Origin of the sequence: Umezawaea sp. Da 62-37, from assembly GCF_032460545.1 — a bacterium.
Classification (GTDB): domain Bacteria; phylum Actinomycetota; class Actinomycetes; order Mycobacteriales; family Pseudonocardiaceae; genus Umezawaea.
On record NZ_CP135965.1, the window covers coordinates 7,260,505 to 7,281,453 of the forward strand.

The 20,949-nt window shown below is 65.2% G+C and carries 21 protein-coding genes; 17 read left to right on the forward strand and 4 right to left on the reverse strand.

The genetic code is table 11. The features are described 5' to 3' along the window. Positions 1–146: 146 nt before the first annotated feature. The 3 genes from RM788_RS33500 (at position 147) to RM788_RS33510 (ending at position 2,235) form a co-directional block, all read left to right on the forward strand. The gene (locus RM788_RS33500; protein WP_315922584.1) at positions 147–671 is read left to right on the forward strand and encodes a DUF3558 domain-containing protein; all 525 of its coding nucleotides are present in this window, start codon (positions 147–149) and stop codon (positions 669–671) included. A 458-nt stretch (positions 672–1,129) separates the two neighbouring features. Next, positions 1,130–1,279: a hypothetical protein gene (locus RM788_RS33505; RefSeq protein ID WP_315922586.1), complete on the forward strand. Its 150-nt coding sequence runs from the start codon at positions 1,130–1,132 to the stop codon at positions 1,277–1,279. Between the two features lie 449 nt (positions 1,280–1,728). Beyond that, positions 1,729–2,235, forward strand: a complete 507-nt coding sequence (locus RM788_RS33510) for a hypothetical protein (RefSeq protein ID WP_315922588.1) — start codon at positions 1,729–1,731, stop codon at positions 2,233–2,235. Here RM788_RS33510 and RM788_RS33515 read toward each other — a convergent pair. The 3 genes from RM788_RS33515 to RM788_RS33525 all read right to left on the reverse strand — a co-directional run bounded on the left by RM788_RS33515 (position 2,183) and on the right by RM788_RS33525 (position 3,844). Continuing rightward, positions 2,183–2,422, reverse strand: a complete 240-nt coding sequence (locus tag RM788_RS33515) for a hypothetical protein (protein ID WP_399340849.1) — start codon at positions 2,420–2,422, stop codon at positions 2,183–2,185. The two genes, RM788_RS33510 and RM788_RS33515, sit on opposite strands and share 53 nt — an antisense overlap. A gap of 158 nt (positions 2,423–2,580) precedes the next feature. Then, complete coding sequence (locus tag RM788_RS33520; RefSeq protein WP_315922590.1) at positions 2,581–2,844, reverse strand: histone-like nucleoid-structuring protein Lsr2; 264 nt, start codon at positions 2,842–2,844, stop codon at positions 2,581–2,583. An 838-nt stretch (positions 2,845–3,682) separates the two neighbouring features. Next, the gene (locus tag RM788_RS33525) at positions 3,683–3,844 is read right to left on the reverse strand and encodes a hypothetical protein (protein ID WP_315922592.1); all 162 of its coding nucleotides are present in this window, start codon (positions 3,842–3,844) and stop codon (positions 3,683–3,685) included. Positions 3,845–4,732: 888 nt separating this feature from the next. Between RM788_RS33525 and RM788_RS33530 the strand changes: the two genes are divergently transcribed. From RM788_RS33530 to RM788_RS33595, 14 genes are all read left to right on the forward strand, one after another. After that, positions 4,733–4,990, forward strand: a complete 258-nt coding sequence (locus RM788_RS33530) for a helix-turn-helix domain-containing protein (RefSeq protein ID WP_315922594.1) — start codon at positions 4,733–4,735, stop codon at positions 4,988–4,990. 657 nt (positions 4,991–5,647) lie between these two features. Next, positions 5,648–6,538 (forward strand): helix-turn-helix domain-containing protein, encoded by an 891-nt coding sequence (locus tag RM788_RS33535; protein ID WP_315922596.1) that lies wholly within the window; start codon positions 5,648–5,650, stop codon positions 6,536–6,538. A gap of 388 nt (positions 6,539–6,926) precedes the next feature. Continuing rightward, entirely contained in the window at positions 6,927–7,556 is a 630-nt protein-coding gene (locus RM788_RS33540) for a hypothetical protein (RefSeq protein WP_315922599.1), read from the forward strand. A 388-nt stretch (positions 7,557–7,944) separates the two neighbouring features. Beyond that, the gene (locus tag RM788_RS33545) at positions 7,945–8,454 is read left to right on the forward strand and encodes a hypothetical protein (protein WP_315922601.1); all 510 of its coding nucleotides are present in this window, start codon (positions 7,945–7,947) and stop codon (positions 8,452–8,454) included. Positions 8,455–8,719: 265 nt separating this feature from the next. After that, a complete protein-coding gene (locus RM788_RS33550; protein WP_315922603.1) occupies positions 8,720–9,127 on the forward strand; it encodes a hypothetical protein in 408 nt (135 codons plus the stop codon). Positions 9,128–9,252: 125 nt separating this feature from the next. Then, complete coding sequence (locus tag RM788_RS33555) at positions 9,253–10,140, forward strand: hypothetical protein (RefSeq protein ID WP_315922605.1); 888 nt, start codon at positions 9,253–9,255, stop codon at positions 10,138–10,140. Positions 10,141–10,496: 356 nt separating this feature from the next. After that, the gene (locus RM788_RS33560) at positions 10,497–10,808 is read left to right on the forward strand and encodes a hypothetical protein (RefSeq protein ID WP_315922607.1); all 312 of its coding nucleotides are present in this window, start codon (positions 10,497–10,499) and stop codon (positions 10,806–10,808) included. 93 nt (positions 10,809–10,901) lie between these two features. Next, complete coding sequence (locus RM788_RS33565) at positions 10,902–11,846, forward strand: hypothetical protein (RefSeq protein WP_315922609.1); 945 nt, start codon at positions 10,902–10,904, stop codon at positions 11,844–11,846. Between the two features lie 43 nt (positions 11,847–11,889). Next, positions 11,890–12,177, forward strand: coding sequence for a DUF5983 family protein (locus RM788_RS33570; RefSeq protein ID WP_315922611.1), 288 nt, complete (start codon positions 11,890–11,892; stop codon positions 12,175–12,177). Positions 12,178–12,563: 386 nt separating this feature from the next. After that, on the forward strand, positions 12,564–13,733 hold the full coding sequence (locus RM788_RS33575; RefSeq protein ID WP_315922612.1) for a hypothetical protein: 1,170 nt from the start codon (positions 12,564–12,566) through the stop codon (positions 13,731–13,733). Between the two features lie 222 nt (positions 13,734–13,955). Beyond that, entirely contained in the window at positions 13,956–15,431 is a 1,476-nt protein-coding gene (locus tag RM788_RS33580) for a tyrosine-type recombinase/integrase (protein ID WP_315922614.1), read from the forward strand. Continuing rightward, positions 15,421–17,352, forward strand: a complete 1,932-nt coding sequence (locus tag RM788_RS33585; RefSeq protein ID WP_315922616.1) for a hypothetical protein — start codon at positions 15,421–15,423, stop codon at positions 17,350–17,352. Before RM788_RS33580 ends, RM788_RS33585 begins: the two co-directional genes overlap by 11 nt. After that, entirely contained in the window at positions 17,349–19,484 is a 2,136-nt protein-coding gene (locus tag RM788_RS33590) for a site-specific integrase (protein ID WP_315922618.1), read from the forward strand. The genes RM788_RS33585 and RM788_RS33590 overlap by 4 nt, the downstream gene beginning before the upstream one ends. After that, on the forward strand, positions 19,481–19,936 hold the full coding sequence (locus tag RM788_RS33595) for a hypothetical protein (protein WP_315922620.1): 456 nt from the start codon (positions 19,481–19,483) through the stop codon (positions 19,934–19,936). The genes RM788_RS33590 and RM788_RS33595 overlap by 4 nt, the downstream gene beginning before the upstream one ends. 243 nt (positions 19,937–20,179) lie before the next feature. On the opposite strand, the gene RM788_RS33600 is transcribed toward RM788_RS33595, so the two are convergent. Then, entirely contained in the window at positions 20,180–20,926 is a 747-nt protein-coding gene (locus tag RM788_RS33600; protein WP_315934825.1) for a GAF and ANTAR domain-containing protein, read from the reverse strand. Positions 20,927–20,949 lie beyond the last annotated feature (23 nt).

Genomic DNA, 20,949 nt, shown 5'->3' on the forward strand with positions numbered 1-20,949 from the left:
CCACCCCGCCAGGCGACGACCGACGCCCACTCATCCGCACCTGCCGATGCACGACACACCAACGGAGCCTTCATCCGATGACCCGGCACCGCCATCACCGAATCGAGCCGAAACACACGACCAACACGCGACGTGTCCTCGCCATGATGTCGATCGTCCTCGTGCTGGCAGGGTGCGCCGACAAGACCACCGGTATCGCGAGCAGAGACTTCGGTGCCGCGACCACGACGACGCCCGTCCGCCCCAAGAACATCGACCTGAACGGGAAACAGCACTGCCTGCTCGCCCCCACCGACTGGGCCGACGTCTCCATCGAGAAGGACGGGACGCTGGAGGACCGCACCGATGACCCCCAAGGTGTCGAGTGCGCCTACAACACCAACATCGGCTACTTCGGATTCCTATTCAACATCACCGACGGCATCGGCCTCTGGACCGACCCACGCGTCGCCGAGAAAATCGACCCCGTCACACCGGTCCTGGGCTACCCGGCGTTTCAACGCGCACACGGCACGAATTCCGGCAGGTGCGACATCATCGTCGACGTTTCCGAAGGACAGGCCTTGGACGTGTTCGCCAGCATCGACCATCGATCCGCGCCGAGACTGCCGCCGAAGTGCGAGACAGCCCGAAAACTCGCCGAACTTGCCCTCACCGCACTGAACCAGTGAGTGACAAACACGGACCTCGAAGACAGCCAACGCTGCGGAGTGAATTGCTCAACGGCACACCGCAGCACGGCGAGCAGTGTCAGCTCCACAGTGTCCGGACACTGTGTCGTGATCGCGTGATGCGTGCGATCCCAATACGGCCTGACACTGATCAGCCAGCCCGATGCCGATGGTCGCGACCACGACCCAGGCGACCTGGATGCCTGACCCGATTGCGGACCGCAGGAAACGCAGCGCGCAGCCTCCGCACAGTCGAAGAGGCCATGACGCGTGCATCAGCACCATGAGGTGATCGACCTCCCCACGAGGAGGGCTCTCGGACATCGCTGCTCTCTCTCGACACAGAGCTTGCGTCGCCAGACACAGCGTCCTCACTGGACCAATCGTCGACATCGACGAGCCGTGGGGGACCTGTGCGCGCAGTGTTTCCCGCACCGGCCACCTCAAAGGAGACGTCCGTGACGACCGCCCAAACCCGACTGCTCACCGTGGGTACGTGGAACATCGAGCGTTTCGGCTACGACGTCGACAGGGGGCATCATCGACTGCCCGCAGCCTTGAATTGTTTGCTGGAACAGACACCCACACCGCCCGACACGAGCACGTGACGGTCTTCCCCGGCCGCCTCAGCCTATGCTCGCATACAACAGCAGCACATGTTCATCCCTCCGACAGAAGAACTGGGCTACTGCCCTCCGATAAGAAAGATCAACACCCTGCTGGCCAGCTTCCCGTCTCCCTCCTTCGAACCTTATGGAAAGGCTGATCTGTTCATGGAAAGCAATCGGGCTTCCCCGAATACCGATCCGCGATTACACCGAAGTCGACCCGCAGCCCGGCTCCGCACGACCAGCCCACGCCTGGACCGTCTCGGATATCTGTTGGTCGGCTTATTTCTCGACAGAGCATGGCTTATCGAGGACATGCGGAGGACGAGGAAGGTTCCGAAGAGAAACAACGATCAGCAACCATTCCGCAATGGGTCTATCGGCAGCTGCGGGAGCACGGCCGACGCGACCGTCATCGACGGCCACCCCTCGGAACGGCGGCCCGACTCGTGATCATCCCCGACCTGACCCCGCGGTTCCAGCTCGTCCCGCCGGAGCGGGCCCGCGAGATCCGGACCACGTGCGCCCGCTGGGGCTACTCGGCTCTGGCGGTGACCGCCATGGACGCCGCGCTGCTCGTCTACTACGCCACGCTGCCGCAAGCGTCGGTCTTCGCCGGAGTGTTCGGCGGGTTCTCCGTACTGATGCTCCTCATGGCGTCGGTGACCATGGCGTCCTGCCGCAACGCCGTGCCGAACGGCTACCTCAACCTGCACGAGGCGCGGTTCGCCCGGCGGTTCCCGTGGGTGATGTGGGTGTTCTCCATGCCCACGACGGGCGTGTCGCTGCTCGTGCTGTGGGGCAGCGACCACGGGAGGTTCGGCGGCGGCTGGTCGACCCTGCTCTACCTGCTGGTGGTCGTGGCGCCTTTCCTGGTGACGACGGTCGTCGCCGTGCGGTGCTTCACGTTGTTCCAGGCGCCGTACTACTACGGGCCGGTTCCTCCTCGGGCGTGAACCGGTAGCGCCACACGGCGGGCAGGGCGAGCACGGCGATGATCGTGAACACCACGACCAGGACCCCGCCGCCCGCCACGGCCGCGCCCGGTCCGGCGATCGCTCCCGTGGTGCCGTGCAACAGGTCCGCGAGCCGGGGACCGCCCGCCACGACGACGATGAACACGCCCTGCATGCGGCCGCGCATCTCGTCGGTGGCGGCGTTCTGCAGGATCGCGCCGCAAAAGAATAATCCCCGGTATCGCCGCCGTGCTGCTGTCGGGTGTACTGCAGACTGCACGCCGATTCCGACACACATCAAATCTGGCAGCTATATGCCCGCTACCTTCGGGCCTTTCGCTCTTGTCAGGCGTGAGCGGCACGGAATTTCTGGAGGACCTCGTCCGAGATGCGACCGCGGTCGTTGACGAAGAGTCCGGCATCGCGAGCCCACGATCGGATCCGTTGATTCTGTTCGAGATCGTCGCCGGAGGTCGTCCGAACCAGCTGCGCGGTCTTGGTCTTACGACCGCCCGTGCGTCGGCCATACGTGATGAACGGGGCGAGCTCGTCACGAAGTTTTGCCGCGTTATCGCCTGACAAGTCAATCTTGTAGTCAACGCCGTCCAAGCCGAAGTTGACAGTCTCGTGAGCTTTGCCTCCATCGAGATCGTCGACGAGTTAGACGATTTTTTGCTGTGCCATCTCTTCTCCCATGGATGCTGACGATCGGTTCCTTGTCGACTTAAATCGAATCGTCGATCGTCTTGTCGATTCTACATCAGAACTCTGAAGTTCGGTATCGGCTGCTTCGATGGACCTCGTGGTTGGGAACCGGCCGATCGATCGCGCTGATCGTCGCGAACCCACTGTCCACGTAGGGGGCGCACGAGAAGAAAATGACCCACACGACCGACTTGGTTGATCGATTCCACGTGTCTGGCCACGGCCGGATCGGCTGCCGCCGACAGCCCGCTACAGGTGCGGCGGCGGGCTGCAGGAGTGTTGTTGCCAGAACGAGGAATCGCTTCGCGACCGGACCCTTGGCGCGGGTTCGTCATAGTGCTGGCCGGGGTCCGGGGGGAGGTGGCCCCGGCCAGCACTCGGTGGCCGGGGGGATGGCCACCACTGGCACTGTCGTATCGAGAGTCTCTTGCGTTATCCGCTACTGTCCACGACTTCTGGCAGTTGTCATCGTTGTGACCACCATGACGGATCGAACCTCAGCTGATCTGTCGTGAAGGCCTCGGGTCGTGCTCGACATCCCATCCTGCTCATGTAGGCGCCCAGGATTGCTCTAGGTCGATCCACTGTGGGCATGGACTCGGTAGCCCTACATGGCGGACTGGGCCAGCGGGTTGACGATCGCGAACACGGCCATCGTCAACCCACCACTCAGGCCTTGAAGTCCCTGGATAGTCCACAACGGACCCGAGCGTCACTGACGATCGTCAAGCGACCGCAGGGGTCATTCCACATCATCATCGACAGACAACGCCGCGATCACATCCTCTTGATCAACACCGCGCTGTGCGGCCTCTGCTCCGCTCCGGTCGAACAGTTGGTGAACCAGCGGGCAATCGTTTTCGGATTCGCCGACGGCCAGCACCGCGTCAACATCGCTGTCCATGCAGTGGGCGGTCGACATGGCACCGTCGGCATTACGGGCGAATGCTGCCCAGTGGGCAGGTTCGAGAGCCGCGATTTCGTCTCGCTACTCGATGTTGCTAAAGGGGTGCAAGCCCGCCGTCGCCGCGGCAAAGTTCATAGCCGGCATCGGCGTCACCCGCGGAACGAGCGGGTGCACTAGCCTGGACCTGGCCGTCTGCTGTTGCCTGTCGACGGGGTTCTGGGAGTGCGCGCAGGACCGGTAGCCGCGATCCATCGTCGTTCGCGGAGCCGCTCGAGGTCGCTGGTCGTCGAGCGGTATGAGGCATCGTGGTTATCCTGTGCACGATAGTTTCAGTGTCGACCAAAATTTCACCTGTGGTCGATCGCCCTCACGGCGCTGCACCATGTACATCGCGCATGGATTGCCGATGATCATGGATGGTGGTCACCGGCATGACACCTCATCGCCCTGTATCGAGGGTGAGCCCCGATCCGCATCGTCCACGCTTTCCGATCGGTAGCAAGCGCACCGCCACCGAAGCAGTCGTCCTTCACCGAAGTGCACCTTCCCTGCTCAGCTCGGCCGAACTCGCTCCGCGTAGCGCTCCCGCGTGTGCGAGAACGTCACCGTGTGAAAGTTCGGCCCACGAACGGCCTGTCGACTCCGGGTGTGAGGGGTGGGGTGATCGACATGGTCCCACCAATGCGGTTGTTCGGATTTTCGCCTGGGATGACTCCACTCGGTCAGGGTGTCGAAGTATCCCGTGTGCGCAAAGTACTTGTATCGCTACATTCCCGCATTTCTTCCATGTGGCGGAAACTGGATCTCCTTCCGTGAGATGAAAACTTTGACGTCCCGGAAATTTGAGGTAATCATGGAAGCGAGACGGCACTCCTGGAGGTAATGATGGCGGATAGGCGAACGCGGCGGGAAGTCCCAGTCGACGGCGGGCACCGCTTCTATCAAGTCAAGGAGGTGGCGTTGATGTTTGGAGTGTCGGAACAAACCATTCATCGCGCGATCGACGAGGATGAGTTCCCTGCTGTCCGTATCCGTAATCGCAAAGTCATTCCTGCGGTTGTGATTGACGATATGGTGGCTGCGGCCCGTGCTGGAAATAGGGCGGTCGACGCTGCCGACTGGGCCGCACCTGGGGGCGGATAAAATCATCACCGTGGAATCGATAGTCTAACCAATGTGTTCCAGAATTCTTCTGAATCTGGATATTTGCATGCCATCGTAAGTGGTCGTGTCTGTCGGAGGCTAAGAGATAGTATGCGTTTTTTGATTGACCGGAACTTTGGTCAATGGTGCAAATCGACCCCTCGGTAGGTCAATTCATTGATTCTAATAGCTGCGTGCTTCAGTGATCTGAGGTATATGGCGGCACCTGTGTGAATGCTAGGCAAAATCGAATTTCTTCTTTTGTGCGACGCAATGCGGTGTGTCGGCCACTTAGTCCTGAGTGTCATCCAAATTTCGATCGAGACGACGCTGAAATCGGTGGAAGAATGGGGGAGTTATGGTGCGACAATATCTGCCTTCAGTCGATGCGCGGTTCGAACAAAAGTCCCCGCAAGTGGACAGTCGACCACGCCCTGAGTATTCGTCGAGTAGGCAGCGACGATGCCGCTCTGCTCGGTTTCACGGGCTCGGTCACACGATGACGGCGACTGCAGTCGGGTTCCGGTTCACCCCATGCCCGGTCGCCGACACCATGATGCTGTCACAGCGATCTTCGAACGTGGACGCACTCCGCGCCATCGCGCATTGTCTTCACCCACTCGCACCAGCACGTCCGACCAAGCGGCAGGAGGGTCGGTGAGCATCAAGACCATGACATGGGTATGGGATCACTCACCCGCCGCGGGAACCGAACTGCTGATGCTGCTGACCATCGCTGACCAAGCCAACGACCAAGGCAAGGAAGCCTGGCCCTCCATCGACAACCTCGCCCGACGAACCCGCCTCAACCGACGAACCGTCCAACGCGTCCTTCACCGCCTCACCATCGATGGTCATCTCCTGATCGAGGAAGGTGGTGGCCGCCGCCGAAACCGGTACTCGATCCTGATGGCCAACCCTGTGGACAACCACCCGGAATCTGTGGACAAGTCATCCACACCCCCGGCAGAACGCCACCCCCGGCAAAATGCCACCGGTGGCACCCACGCCGCCCCAGGGGCGGCACAGCCAGACCACCCCAGGGGTGGCACAGCTACACCACCCGTTACGTCCTATCCCGTCCTCACCCCCTCCTCCACGGGCTCACCCGACCCCGACCCCGGCAGCGCCGACGATGGCGGAGGAGACGACGCGGAAGCCGAAGCGGAAGCAGTCGACCTCCTCACCGCACTCGGGCCCCGATGGGCCCTGACCCCAGGACAGCGCCAGCGCCTCGCCCCCATGGTCGCTGCGGCCTTGGCCACCGGCCGGCCTCGAGACGCGCTCATCGCGTACCTGTCCGCCAACGCGGACGGCGTGCGATCCGCAGCCGCCGTGCTCACCACCCGGCTGAGCGATCTGCCGGCAACACCACCGACCGAGCCGGCGCTCGTCGAGCCATCGCCGTGGTGCGGCGAGTGCGACGGTCCCGAACCTTCGATGCGATTCGTGTCCACCGGAGACGCAAAAGTCATGCGGTGTCCGCGGTGCAATCCCAGACGCGAGAACCGCGTCGGCGACCGCGACCTCTCACCGGAGCAGCCATGACAGGCACGGCAAGAAAACCGAACGGGCGGCACGACGCAGGCACACATCAAGGCCGATCGATCTCGGTCGCTACCGGGCAAGCGAATCGTGTGGTCGGCCACGTTCTTCCACACCGTCGTGGAGACGTCGGAATGGCTCGCCCCGGATGGACAGCCGCGGTAGGTCGACGGGTCACCTCCGACTACAGCCTCCCGCAGGCGAGTGCACGTCACTTGCCTGACGAGAACTGTTGGGGCCTCAGGGAAAATCTGAGGGCGTCATGGTGATACCGCGGCCAGTCTCGGAACGGGACGCCACAGCAGCCACTGCTCGCATCCTTCACCGTCGCCGCCGGCTGTGGCTGGATTCCGCGGACGAACTCGCCGACGTCATCGACGATCCGCGACAAGTGCTGGCCTACCTGCGCAAGCACGTGAACGAAGTCCCAGCCGACATCGCCCAGGACGACGTCCTGGACGGCTTGGTTCTGCGCGTGCGGTTGTGGTGGGAAGGAGAAGACCACGACCGCTGGCTGATCGAACGCGCCGAGCGGCTGGGCATGAACCGTCGAACGACCGCGGCAATCCTCAACATCGGCACGTCCCAGGGCCTGGTCGACAGACTGCACGCCGACCGACGCAAGCTCGAACGCCTCCACGGCCCGAACCAGCACATCATCAACACGGAGCTGAAATCCGATAACGACGATGCCGAACAGCATTGGGTGCGCGCCCACCGAAGCGCTGTCCGCTCTGTCGTCGACACCTTCCTCGCGCACCGACACCTGGCCACCGACGAGGCCGCCGACTGGCTCATCGAACTCGCCCGCGACAACGACCAGCCACCCGATCGGACGTTCATTGCCATACTGCGCATCGCGGCCGCCGAGCTGGCCGAATCACCACAGGTCAAAGCACTATCTGACGGTCATCCACTGCAGGTCGAGTTGGATCGATGGGCCATCCTGTCCGCCGCCCACCGTCAGCTCTCCGCGCCAGCCCGGTCCGAAAGCCAGGTGACCGACACCCGCCTCGCATGAGCGACCACGAAGCCACAGCCGACCTCTTCGACGTCGCCGCGATTCACGATTCTCCGATCGTCCCGGCAACAGCACTTCACTGCGCAGTCGTCCCGGCAGGCGAGCGAACACGAGCAGGACCACTGGCATCCCTCGGCCATGGAAACCGTCCTTCCCGCCACAGACCAACCGCGACTCTGTCCGGCGGGACGTCGCGCACGGTGCGCTGACGCCGGTCGGGCGTCAAGCCCGCGGGACAAGCACCCGCAGGCTTGACCCCGCTCCCGCCGTCAGCGCCAACCGAGCACGCCCCGCCGGACCGCGAGGCGCGGCCGGCCCAACCCGAACCTCGTGCCAGCTGCTTCGGGCGCCGCCGCTCAGCTACCAAAACCTGAGGAGACACCCCGTAATGGGTGCACAGACCTTCATCACCTACGCCGAAGGCGCCGATGTCGACGCCGCGTTCCGGGCGACTGTCGAACAGGCTGAGTATGAGTACGGCCATGCCGGTCGCAGCGGCACGATCGCCGAGAAGAACGGCTACGTCGTCATCAACGGCGGACCGCTGTCGCCCGGCGACGCCGCGGCGTTGGCGAACACGCTCATCGACGGGGCCGACAGAAGGATCGACGACAAGTGGGAACCGGCCGGTGCCATCGCCGTACTGGGTGGTATCCGCACGCTGAGCGGGATCCCCGTTCCTCCGCGCTCTGGTGGATACCCGGACCTGAAGACCGCAGCGCTCGCCGCGGTCGACGGCCTCCTCGGTGACGACGAGATCGTCACGAAGTCCCACCTCGACCGCTACTCCCTGCGGCGCGGCAGCATCGAGATCGACCAGAGCGCCACCGCCATCATCACCACCACCGGTTCAGCGAAATTGACCGGGTGGCTGTTCTTCGGTCGGGCCAACTCCTGACCACTGCAAGACACACTCCGATCGCAGGCCGAAGTCGGCCGGCGTTCGCCGGCCTCTGGTTACTACGTGGGCTTGGAAAAAGCACTCCTGAAGTTCACGGTGTGCTCCGCGTCCGGCGGGGCGACGCACTCTGCACCACCGTGGCGGTGGCGGCAAGCAAACAACGCTTGCCCCCACCGCCACGGCGGTGCCCGCCGAGTGCGCCCCGCCGAAGCGGGACACGCCACCGCGTGTGGCGAAAGGCCACTGGCCCGACGGACACGTGATGGCGATCATCAAGCAGCACCAGGAGTCTTCCGTGCCCACCGCCCCCATGGAGCTGTCCGATGTCGTCGGCTACGTGCTGGAGCACGCCGACGACAACGACCTCGCCGCCATCGCGCAGGCGATGAAGTCCCGCCGCACCATCCTGCGGATGAAGGCCGCGGCCGCGGTCACCGTGCAGACGAGGGTGACCATCGACGGCCTCTCGCCGACGTACCTCAACGGTCTGTGCGGTGTCGTGACCGAAATCGTCAACGGACGTGGCGAGCAGCTCGCCACAGTGACGCTCGACAAGGCGTCGACGGCCAGGCTGGCCGTCTCGTCGACCAGATACGGCCATCTCGCTGGTCGTGACTCCCACGATCTACGCGGCGTACCGCTGAGCTGCTGCAAGGTCACCAGCGCCTGAGCCCGACTCCGCCTAGCCGTCCCCCTGAAGCCCGGCACCGGTTCTCCAGCGAACCAGTGCCGGGCTTCGCACTGTCCCCTGCCGACTCACCGACCTGCTTTCCCTGATCGCGAGGAGAAGTGTTCGTGGACACCACCGACGTCGAGCCCCGTGCCCGCTGGCCGCACACCGGCATCCAAGCGCCCTACTCGTTCACCATCACCGGGTTCAACCAGCTGGAGACCGGCCGCGGCGTGGCCCACAGTGCCGAGCTCGTGCACCCCACGCTCGGCGTGGTCGGGCGCATCGCCAACGAAGGGCGAGGCGGACCGACGACCTTCCACACCAACGACCGCACCCGGTTCGACGACCGCGACCTGGAACAGTTCCTCCAGCACAGCGTCCAGGACGGCACACCCATGCGCACCGGCTTCCCAGGGCTGGAGCATCTGCTCGACGAGATCATCACCGAGACCGAGACCAGTGAACTCGTCGACGAGATGCGGGTCAAAGGCTGGTTCCTCATCCGCAGCTACCTGCCACGGGAAGCGGCGAGCTGGGGGCCGCAACGCGGCGCACCCTCGGTCTACAGCCGGATCATCACCCGGCGCGGCGACCGCGAACGAGTGGTCGCCAGGTTGGCCGGCGACCCGGCCTCACGCTTGAATGAGGGCGCTTACTGGCAGATGTTCACCGGCCAGCAGTGGGTTCCCCTGCTGCGGGAGTCTCCGCTGACGCCGGAACAGACCGCCACCCGGCTTCGACGGATCGACCAGCTCACCGCCGAAACCGATCGCCCCGAGGCCCTCGTCTCCGCTGTGCCGTTCGATGACGAGTTGTTCCTGTTCGGCAGGCTGACCGCGACGGTCACCCTCCTCGGTGATCACGTCGGCACGGTCGAGACCGCCACATGGTGCGACTGCCGCCGCCGACAGAAGATCGTGGCGTTCGAACGATGGGCCGGTGGCTCTCTACAGGAGTCCGGCACGGTGCACGCGGCGCGACGCTGCCGCCGCCTCGTCCACATCGACTGACCCGACTCGGACGTCTGCTCGCCGCGCCAGCGGAACGGGCGGGCCCGGCTCCCCGTGAACCTGGCCGGCTCTCCACACCGTGCGCCTTCACCGAGCCTTGGCCACGAGCGACACACCGTGTCGAGTCCCATCCGGCCCCAAGTACGAGAAGGGCTGTGATCCATGAGCATGCCCACGACCACCCCCGGTACCCCCGCCCACGCTGACGGCCTGTCAGGCACCCAGAGTGTCCACACCACCGGAAACAACCAGCTGAGGGCCGCCGATACCCGTGACACGCCCTGTGCTGACTGGCCTCGCCTGAATTCTGCGAACGTCCAGGCGCCAGAACAAATCGACGGCCAGGACGGCTCGGCATGACGGCCGTCGAGTTCCCTGCGCTGGCCGACCCGCTCAGTGACCGTGTGCTCGAGCACGTCGCGCAGCAGGCCGTGCACCAGGCACAGGCCATGCTCGGTCTGCTGCGCCCCTCACCTTCGCCCACAATGCGGTCGCTGGCCTCGGTCCGTGGTGAACCTCCGCCGCGGGTGGTGCTCAACCTCGGGCTTGGTCGCGACTCGGTCGCCATCCTCGCGCGCTGGCTCACCGACCCGTCCAGTCGGGACTTCGACCTGAGCGAGCTCGCGGTGATCACCGGAATGACCGGACAGGAATGGCCTGCCACCTGACGTTTGGTCGAGCAGTATTTGTTGCCCCGTATGGCTTCCGCGGGTGTGCGCTACCTTCAGGTCGCCCGCCGTGGCCCTCGGCAGGCCGACGGGGTGGACATCCTGTCCGACACCCGTACACCCGACCGGCTGTACATAGTCGGCGCGTGGACACTGGCGCACGAGATGCTCGACGGCGCCACCGTTCCGCAGACCGCCGGAGACAGACTCTGCAGCCAGCACTTCAAGGCGTGGCCGCTGGACACGGTCATCGCCGAGCTCACCCAAGGTCGGTCTTTTCGTCAGGTGATGGGCTACGAGTCGGGCGAGACCCGCCGTGCCGAACGGGACGCCCGATACAACGCCGCCCTGCACACCGGGGAATACCCGCTGCGCGAGTGGGATGGCGGCTGGGACCTCGTCCGCATCCAGGCATTCCTACGGGAGACCTTCGGCGTCGAGTGGATCAAGAGCGCGTGCACCTACTGTCCATTCGCATTGGCGAACAAGGTGGGTCGGGGACAGGCAGTGGCCCGGTTCGTCGACGAGCCCGACGCCGGTGTCCTGGCCCTGGTGATGGAGTTCGTCGCCACCGCTCTCAATCCCACCCAGGGCTTGATCAAGGGGCAACGACTGCTGTCACTGCTACAGGCTTCGGTCAGGACCGCCGCGGTGCTCGCGGCGTTCGAGCAACTGTTGACCATCATGCCGTGGGCGGTCTACGACCTGCGGCGCACGCTCTCACCCCGATCCGACGGCAAGATCAACCACGCCCGTTCGGTACGCATCCTCGACGTCGGCCCGCCCGAACAGATGCGCGCCCGACTCGACCAGCGTGCCCACCGTGCCCGTGTGCCGGTGACCATCGGCGACCCTGCGTTCCCGCAGGACACCCATCCTCGCGCCTGGCTGCGCCGCCGCGACCCGCACTCGCTCACCCACGGCATGCCCACCGCGGAACGGTTCCTCGTCCTTGCGCCGGCTACCGCGCGCAGCAAAACCGGTCAAGCCTTCCCATCGGCCTGGGCCGCCGCCTCGCAATGGCATCTCGCCGTATGAGACCCGCCTCCATCCGACACGACCCGAGTCGAGGACCAGCCTCGTGACCCATGCCATCCGCACATTCCTGGACCTGTCCACCGGTCACCTGCGCGAGCAGACCTGCCGACACCTCGCCGACTACAAGGGCATCATCGCCCACGAGTTCACCTACGGATGGCTGATGTACATCCACGACCCGGACGACGACTCCGTCGAACCCATCGACCAAGCCGACTGGCCGGACGAACTGGCACCCATCATCCAACTGGCACAAGCGTCCGGCTGCGACTACGTCCTGTTCGACGCCGACGGACCACACGCCGACAACCTGCCTGTATTCGCCTGGTAGTCCGCGACGACCACCACGCCAACCCGATCCACACCGAGCACGGCCGCCACCGTCCCATGGAACCTACCCATGCGACGGTGAAGTGACGAGCAGTCGGACAACCGGCCGAACATCATCCACAGTGGACTGAGCGGGTTGCGATCGACGCGCACGACACCATCCAGTCGACATCCATTTTAAGGCGTCGCGAAGTCCTGGCAGGAGAAGAGAACTTCTCGACCTTGTGCCTTCTCGGTCCGCCGGGACCGAGGCGTAACAGCAACTCTCCACTGAAATCGAGGAGTCCGATGACAGGATACGACCCGGCAAGGCCGCTTGAACGGCCCTCGACGCCATACCCACTGCGCACATACCGACCACAGGCCGGGACGCAGTCCCCGATCGTCTTGGTCGAAGGGGCGGCGTTCACCGGCAAGACGCTGGAGATGGTCAAAGCCGCCACGTCGCCGTGGTTTGCCCGCACCTGGTGGATCGGATGGGGTGAGGGCGTGCCGGTCGACGTCTACGCCGACCTGGTCGACGAGCGCGTGCAGGTGGTGCAGCACGACGGAACGTTCCTCGCGGTCCAGTCGATCGTCGAGCAGTTGCACGTCCAGGCCCGCGAGCTGGTGTCGCGAGAGGCGACGACGCTGCTGGTGATCGATGGCGCGCACGGCGAGTGGAAAGCGTTGGTGGATCTGGGGCGGCGGCGCACGACTGCCAGTCCCGAGGTGGCGCGGTCGATCGAGCGCAACCCGCTGGCGCGGTTCAACCGCAACCCCATGCACGACACGGTCTGGCACGAGTTGCACACGCTGCATCGCCAGTTCATGCGGGTGCTCAAAGCATGGCCCGGTGTCGTGGTCATCATCACCAGGGGGCGGGAGTTGATCGCCTACGGCGAGGACGGCCAGTGGATGGCAGGGGAGCGGGACTACCGGTTGGACGGGCATCGCGACCTGTTGCACGAGGTGTCGGCGTGGGTGCGGTTCCTGCCCGACGGTCGACGCCTGGTGATGGCCGTACGCGACGGCGAGCACGGCCCGACGTCGACCGATCCACGTGAGTTCGCCGGGCTGGAACATCTGGTCTTCGACACGATGGGCTACCAGCCCAGGCCATGGGAACCGGAACTGGACGATCAGGCCGCACGCCAACAACTCGCCGGTGAGCCGCGTCCGTCCCCGGTGGACTGGACGGCGCGACTGGCCGGGCTGGACAACGTCGCGGACCCGGTGGAGAGACGTGCCGGATGCGGCGAACTGTGGTCGGCGATCAAGTTCGCGATCGCGTGGCACGGGGCGAACGCGGTACCGCGCGAGGTGGTCACGCGTGTACAGGAGATCGGCGGGCAGGCCCGACACCAAGTCGCGGAGTCGTGGTCGAGGGCGTGGGACGACGCGCACGAGCACTACGAGGTGCTGCGCGTGGCCGCCGAACGATCCGAACCCCATGCGAGGACCACCGAGGATCGCACCGAGGGAGACACCGCTGTCGTGGTGACAGCACGTCCGGGGCACCTCGGCGACGAGCACGGTCCACGTCGACCGCAACCCCCGCGTGGCGAACCGACGTGAGGAACCCGGCTGGCAGAAGCCGACAGGTGCTCGTGGTGCCGTGCAGCGGCGCCAAACTCGCCATCCCGGCACCGGCACGCACTCTGTATACCGGCGCCATGTTCACCTTCGGCTTAGCCGTCGTGGAACAGGAGGCTGCTCTCGCAGCAGCCGCGGGCGCCGCTCCCAGGGTGCTCATCCTGTCTTATGCGGGTTCGGACTTGTCCTTGTTACGTTGCCCCTGTGATCAAGAGAGGGACGGGCGTGCTGGGGTGGCGGGTGTTTTTCACCCGCCAGGACTTGCCGCGGCCGAAGGCGGGATGCGTTCTGTTGGCTGGACTTCATGACCTTGACGTGTGGCTGGATGAGCGGCGGATCGGTGAGGGATCTCCGTACTTGCTCGATCCGTTGGGCCGGTACGACGTGGACCTGAATGACTACTTCGTAACCGAGTTGGCCAACGAGCCTGTGACCACACAGGAGGCTGTGGCCTATGACCTGAAGCGATTCCTGAAATTCCTGTGGGACAACCGTGGACGGCGGAGCTGGAAGGTGGCCACTTCGGAGGACCGAGCAGTCTTCAAGCATTGGCGGTTGACCGACATCGCCGGGCCACGTGTGGAAATGTCCACATGGGACCGTGAGGTCGCGACGGTCAACCAGTTCTATCTCTGGGCCGTACGCAAGGGGCACGCGGCTTGGAGTCCCTTCCTGCAGCGCACTTCTCGCAGTCGTGATCCCCGACGGGCCGAGGGGGCGACCCCGGCTGAGGCATCACACGAGGGTCCGCGCAACGACATCGAGTGGCTGCCGCCGGCTTCCTATCGGCAGTGGCGAGATGTCGGAGTCCGTGGCTTCACCGTCGGGGGGCTGCCGGACCGGTCGTTTCGTGGCAGGTTCGCTTCGCGCAACGCGGCCTACAGCGATCTGAAGATTCGCACGGGACTGCGGCTGGCCGAGCAGACGAGCCTGAGCTTGTTCGAGTTGCCGGAGATGGTGCCGGGGCTGCTGAATCAGCGGTCGTGGCTGCCGAAGGCGATCGCCAAGGGCGGGTCCGCCCGGCGTGTCTACTTTCCGGCGTCGGCGCTGAAGGACGTTCGGGACTACGTCGACACCGACCGGGCGGAGGCCGTGGAGGCAGCCCGAGCGGCTGGACTCTACGAGCGGATTCGTAACCCGCTGATCGTCACCAACCCGCGGCGGCCGTTCGTAGTGGTCGACGGTCAACGTCTGTCGATCGCGAAGCTGAGGCATGAGGAACGGCGCCGGGTGTTGATGGAGACACCTCAAGGACTGGAGCCAGCGGCGTTGTGGCTTAACCAGTACGGCTTGCCGAGCAAGCCTTCGTGCTGGCAGGAGGTGTTCAAGATCGCCAACCGGCGGTGCGAACGTCTCGGGCTGAGGCTGCGGTGCCATCCCCATGTCCTGCGGCACAGCTTCGCCGTGATCACCCTGGAACAGCTCTGGCGGGGCCACATCCAGGAGCTGGCGGCGATGACACCGCCGCAGCGCGAGACCTATCAGATGGTCTTCGGGGACCCGCTGAACTGGGTACGGATGCGACTCGGACACTCCTCCATCGAGGTCACGCAGGTCTACCTGCACACGTTGCAAGAACTGGAGATGGAGACCCGGATGGCGCTCGTTCCTGACGGGTGGGAGCCGACCGGCGTCCACCCCGAGGACCTGGAGGAGCAGGCGGTGAACGGTGCCGTCTGAGATTCCTGCTCGACGGCGAGGGACCGGACGGGGGCGGGCCTCGGCGCAGCCGGAGGGCTTCTATCAGCCGAAGGCGGTTCACGAGGAAGCCGGGCCGGTGGTGGAGTTTTTTGGCGAGGACGGCCGTCGGGCCGGCTACGACTTCTCCAAGCTGCCCTGTCTCGGTATGCACGCGGACCTGGCTGCGGCCTGGGGTCGCCGGATCGGCGCGAGCGGGGGTCTGCGGACCCGCAGTGCCGCGGATGGCAGCTGGGCCGCCGTCACCCGGCTGGTGAGGTGGTTGGGCCAGTTGAATCGACCCCCGGCGACCCTGGCCGGACTCACCTTCTCCCACCTGCGGAGTTTCGACCAGCACCGACGCATGACCATCGCCGACTTCTCGGTCGTCACCGAGATGTCACAGATCCGCGAGCTCCTGAAGGAAGTGCAGCCGGCGAGTCTGCTGCGTGAGGACGTGCGCGACTACTTGGACCAGCCCGGACACCTCTACGGCCGGTGGAACGCGATCAAGACCAGGCCGCAGGTTCCGGGCTACTCGGACCGGGAGTTCGCGGCGATCATGTCCGCCGCCCGCGCGGACGTGGTGGCCATCCGGCAGCGGCTGCGGGCCTCGCGGCGGCTGGTCGAGCAGTTCGAGGCCGACCCGGACACCCTCGGCGACGCCGACCGGCGCCAGGCGCCCGGACTGGCCCGGATGCTGCGGACCGGCGAAGTCCCGGCCTCGAGCAAGGAGCGGGTCGCGGGCGGTTGCGTCTCTGATCCGGTGTCGCAGAGAGACCTTGCGGGACAAGTATTCCTCACGACGCAGGACGTCCTTCCACTGCTACTACTGGGGGTCGGATTGTCGGGTCGCAACGCTGAGACGATCAAGGAACTTGCCGTCGACAACCGTGTTCTGCAGGACCGGGCGGTCGCGGTGAACCTGCGCAAGCGGCGCCGGGGCAAGACTCGCAGTCGCAGCACGATCCACTGGGAGATCGGCTCTGAAAGCTCGCAACTGCACACACCTGGTGGCTGGTTTCTGCTGCTGCACGAACTCGCCGCCACCAGCCGGGACTTCAGCCGATCGGAACGGGTGTGGTCGATCTGGGCGGGTGATGTCGGCGGCTCCGAGGATGTCCGGGCCGCGAGGAAGGCCACCAAGGGGCACATCGACCCGTTCGCGATCCGGCTCGGCCGACAGTTGCAGATGCACCGGTGGGTCGCTCGGCACGGGTTGATGGCCGACGCCCCCACAGAGGCTGCGGACAGCGAGCCTGAACCGCTGAAGCTCACCACCGGGCGGCTGAAGAAGACCGTCGAGGTCCGCATCACCCGCGCCGTCGGCGGTCACCTGCCCTCGGCTTCGCGGACCAATACTCCGGACGTGTCGTTCCTGCACTACCTGCGCAATGACCCAAGGATCCGGCACTGGGCCGATCGTGTTCTGACCGAAGCACTCGAGGACGCCGAGGCGTCCGTCCACGCCTTTCGCGGACAGATCATGGACGAGCGGACCGCCCAGACGGCTCGACATGATCCGCAGACCGCAGCCGCGGTGCTGGGCACCACGGCGGACAAACTCGCCAAAGCCGCCGCCGGGCATCTGGACACCCTCGTGGCATCTTGCCTGGACTTCGAGCACAGCCCCCACAGCGCGGGCGGAAACTGCGACGTGTCGTTCCTGACTTGCTTGCGCTGTCCGAACGCACTGGTGACCGAGCGGCACCTGCCGAAACTGTTCGCCCTCCTGGACTGGCTGCAAGACGAACTCGACTCCCGCAGCGTCGAGGACTGGATCGGCAGGCACGGCATCACCTGGCTGATCACCACCCGGCTGATCTTGCCCAAGTTCACGCTGGCCCAACAGGAACGGGCTCGCCGGGAAGCTCCGGACAGCTTGCCCATCGACCTGCTCGACGGGCTGAGGGAATCGTCATGACCGACCGGATCATCGACCGCGCACACGCGAACGTGCGCAACCAGCGGCAGGAGACCGTCGCCGCGGACGCCTTCGTCCTGGCCGGGCGCCCTCTGTTGCCCGGAGTGCGGCTGTCGGACACCTCGCGGTTCAGCGAGGACATCTGGCGGATGAAGCACGCCCAGATGCAGCGGCACCAGACCGAACTCACCATGAATTTCGCGCGGGTGCCGGCGCGGTTTCGGCACGTGGCAAAGGAAGTGATCTACACGCTGCTGACCGGAGAACTGCCGCCGGGCTGTGAGTCGATCCGCACCATCGTGACAATCTGCGCCTATCTGAGCGATCTGCGGATGTCCCTCGCCTGGCTGGAAAATCATGGGATCTCCGCTGTCGCCACACTCACCAGAGACGACGTCGAAGTCTTCGCCAGCCATGTCCACGGTCTGCGGGTCAGCCAGGACACCAAGGACTCCTACCATCGAGCCCTGCGGGTGTTGTGGTTGTGTCGGACGAAGATCAGCGATTCGCTCACCTTCGATCCCTCTGTCGTCCTTGCCGCTCTCCGCGAGGGGAGATCTCGTTCGGTGACGCGTCGGGCTCGGGAAAACGCCACCGATCGCATCCCCGAGCAAGTGTTGTCGCCCTACCTGGTCTGGGCTCTGCGCTGGATTCACGACTTCGCAGACGACGTCGTCGACGCCCATGACGAATGGCAGCAGCTCAACCGTTGGTCGATGCCCAGCCGTCGACGACGTGGACAGAACCCGGTCGGGTTGCACCTGGCCGGCAAGCGACTGGCTCCGATTCTGAACCGCTACCGGGCCGAGGGAAGGCTTCTGCCGGGCTGGCGGGGCGAAGTCAACCGCTCTCACCTCGCCCGCGAGTCCAAAGTCGAGCGGACCAGTCTGGGCGACAACACCCAAGCCGGAAGGATGATTCTCGAGGCCGCCGCCGAGCTCGGCATCGCGGACGCGACCTACCTCCGGACGTCGGTCCGCGGGCTGCTGGACGGCAAGCCCTGGCACGGACCGATCGAATACGACGAGGTCGAGCCGCTGACCCGCATGTTGCAGACCGCCTGCTACATCGTGATCGCGTTCCTGTCCGGCATGCGCGACAGCGAGGTCAAACACATCAAGCGCAATTGCGTCTCCGTCTGGCGCGCCGAGAACGGCCACGTCGTCCGCAGACACCTGACCAGCCTGGCATTCAAAGGCGAAAGCGACGAGACGGGAGTGGAAGCAACGTGGGTGATCAATGCTTCCGCCCAACGGGCCGTCGAAGTCCTGCAACGACTCCAACCCGCCCGGCAGTCGTCCCTCTTCGCGCTGCTGCCGCCTTCCCGCGGCTATATCGCACAGCGCGCGAAGAACGAAGCGCGGACGACAAGCACCACGAACCAGGACATGGCCGCCTTCAGAGAGTGGATCAACGACTGCTGCCGTCAGACCAGCCGAGACGAGATCATTCCCCTGGTCAAGGGGCAGGAATGGAGACTCACCACGAGACAGTTCCGCCGCACCTTGGCCTGGTTCATCGCCCGGCGCCCTGGTGGGGCCATCGCCGGAGCACTTGCCTTCCGCCACTTGAGCATCCAGATGTTCGAGGGCTATGCGGGAACCTCGCAATCCGGTTTCCGCGCAGAGGTCGAGGCCGAGTGCGCCATCGCTCGCGGGGAGAAACTCGGCGACCTGATCGTCAGCCACGAGTTCCACAGCCTGCGCGGACCGGCCGCCGCCGAGGCCGCGAGCCGACTGGCCGAATTCGAACGCCAGGTCCAGTTCCACGGCAAGGTCCTCAACGACGACAAGCGGCTTCGGCGGCACATGAACCGTCACGACCCGCACATCTATCCAGGCGAGTTCGTCACCTGCGTCCACAATCCCGACCGGGCTCTCTGCCGTCGAAGCGACGGCGCGGAAGGTCCGTCGCTTTCGGACTGTCAACCGTTGCGCTGTCGCAATGTCGCGCTCACCGGCGACAACATCGCCCAGATGACAGAGATCCTGGCTGCCTATGACCGGGATCTCGCACGAGGCGGATACCTCGCCCCCCTGATCCGTCACCGCCTCACCGTCCGCCGCCGCGAGATCGCCGACTTCCTCGCTGACGTCGGCACGATCGACTCCACCGACCAGGAAATGCCATGAACCCTCTCTTGCCCACGAGCGCCCACGTCCGCACTGCGATGGAGACCGAACTCAGGGAAAGTCAGGCCCTCGGTCGACGTGCCACGGTTAGCACTGTCGAGAAACAGGTCGGCGTCTCGCACGCGACCTTCTACCGGAACTACCCAGACCAGATCGTATGGTTCAAGGCCCAACTCGACGCACAGCGCGAGACGCGGACTTCTCCCAAGGTCACCGCGAAGCGGGAGGACGACCTCGCACGGCTCCGCGGGGAGAACACCGACCTCCGCAAACTTGTCAAGATCTACGCCGAGGCCATCCGTCAGTTGACCCTGGCCGAGGCGGCTCTGGAGGATGAACTCCAAGCCCTCGCGGGGGTCGCCCGTCTCGACGAACGCCGTCGTCAACGCGGGGGTCGGCCGGAATACGGCAGAAACGGGCCGCCGGATCGGCTAACTGATGGTCAAGGATGATGAGTCGTCCCGCTCGTCGGCGAGGAGTGCCGGTCGGGTGACGCTGTGTCGCGTCGTGAGGGCCAGCGGGTTGTCGTACTTCGCCAGGTCGTGCGGCGGACGCCGAACGACCTGGCAGCACATCGCCGGTAACTGTTCCCGTCAGGAACCCGTCGACTGTCGCGGACAATCTCGCCGCGGCCGCACTGCCTCGGCCGTCAGCCTGGTCAAGCAGGGCTGTCGCTGTCGGGAAGGAGAGGCGTCCTATCGCTTGGGCGGCCCAGGTCGTGAGGGCCTTGCGAGCAGATCACGAGTATCGGTGCGGCCGTCGACGACCGCGGCCGCGACGTCGCTGAGCTTCAGGTTGTGGCTGCGGGCGTAGCCGCGCAGGGCGGTGAAGGCTCCGGTCATGTCGACGCCGAGGCGGTGTGCAATGTACCCCTTGGCCTGTTCGATGATCACCCGGTTGTTCAACGCGGTCTGCAGTTGCTCGGTCAGGATCTCCTGGTGGCGGATCGAGCGTTCCTGGAGCAGGCCGATGGTGGCCACGTCGACCAAGGCCCTGGCGGTGCGCAGCGCGGTGTCGGTCAGCTCGCCGGGGCGGACGCGGAACAGATTGAGCGCCCCAATCACCTGACCGCGCAGCCGCATGGGCAGGGCGTCCACGGCGGCGAATCCGCTGCCCGTGGCCGCCGGGGCGAATCGTTGCCACCGGCCGCCAGCGGTGGACAGATCGGCGTGGCCGACCCGCACGCCGGTAGCGAAGGCCTCCAGACAGGGGCCGTCGTCGTTCTGCAACTGGAACAACTCCAGCAGACGCACCTGTTCATTCGAGGACGCGATCAACTGCAGCCTGCCGTGCTGGTCGGCCAGCAGCAGCCCAGCGGCGTCGACGGCGAGCAGTTCGACGCACCGGTCCACCAGCAGATGCAGGAAGTCGATCACGTCGAAATCGTCGATCAGCGTGTCCGCCAACTCGACGAACGTGTCCAGAAGACGGTCATCGCCCATCGTAGTCACCTCACCCGATTCTC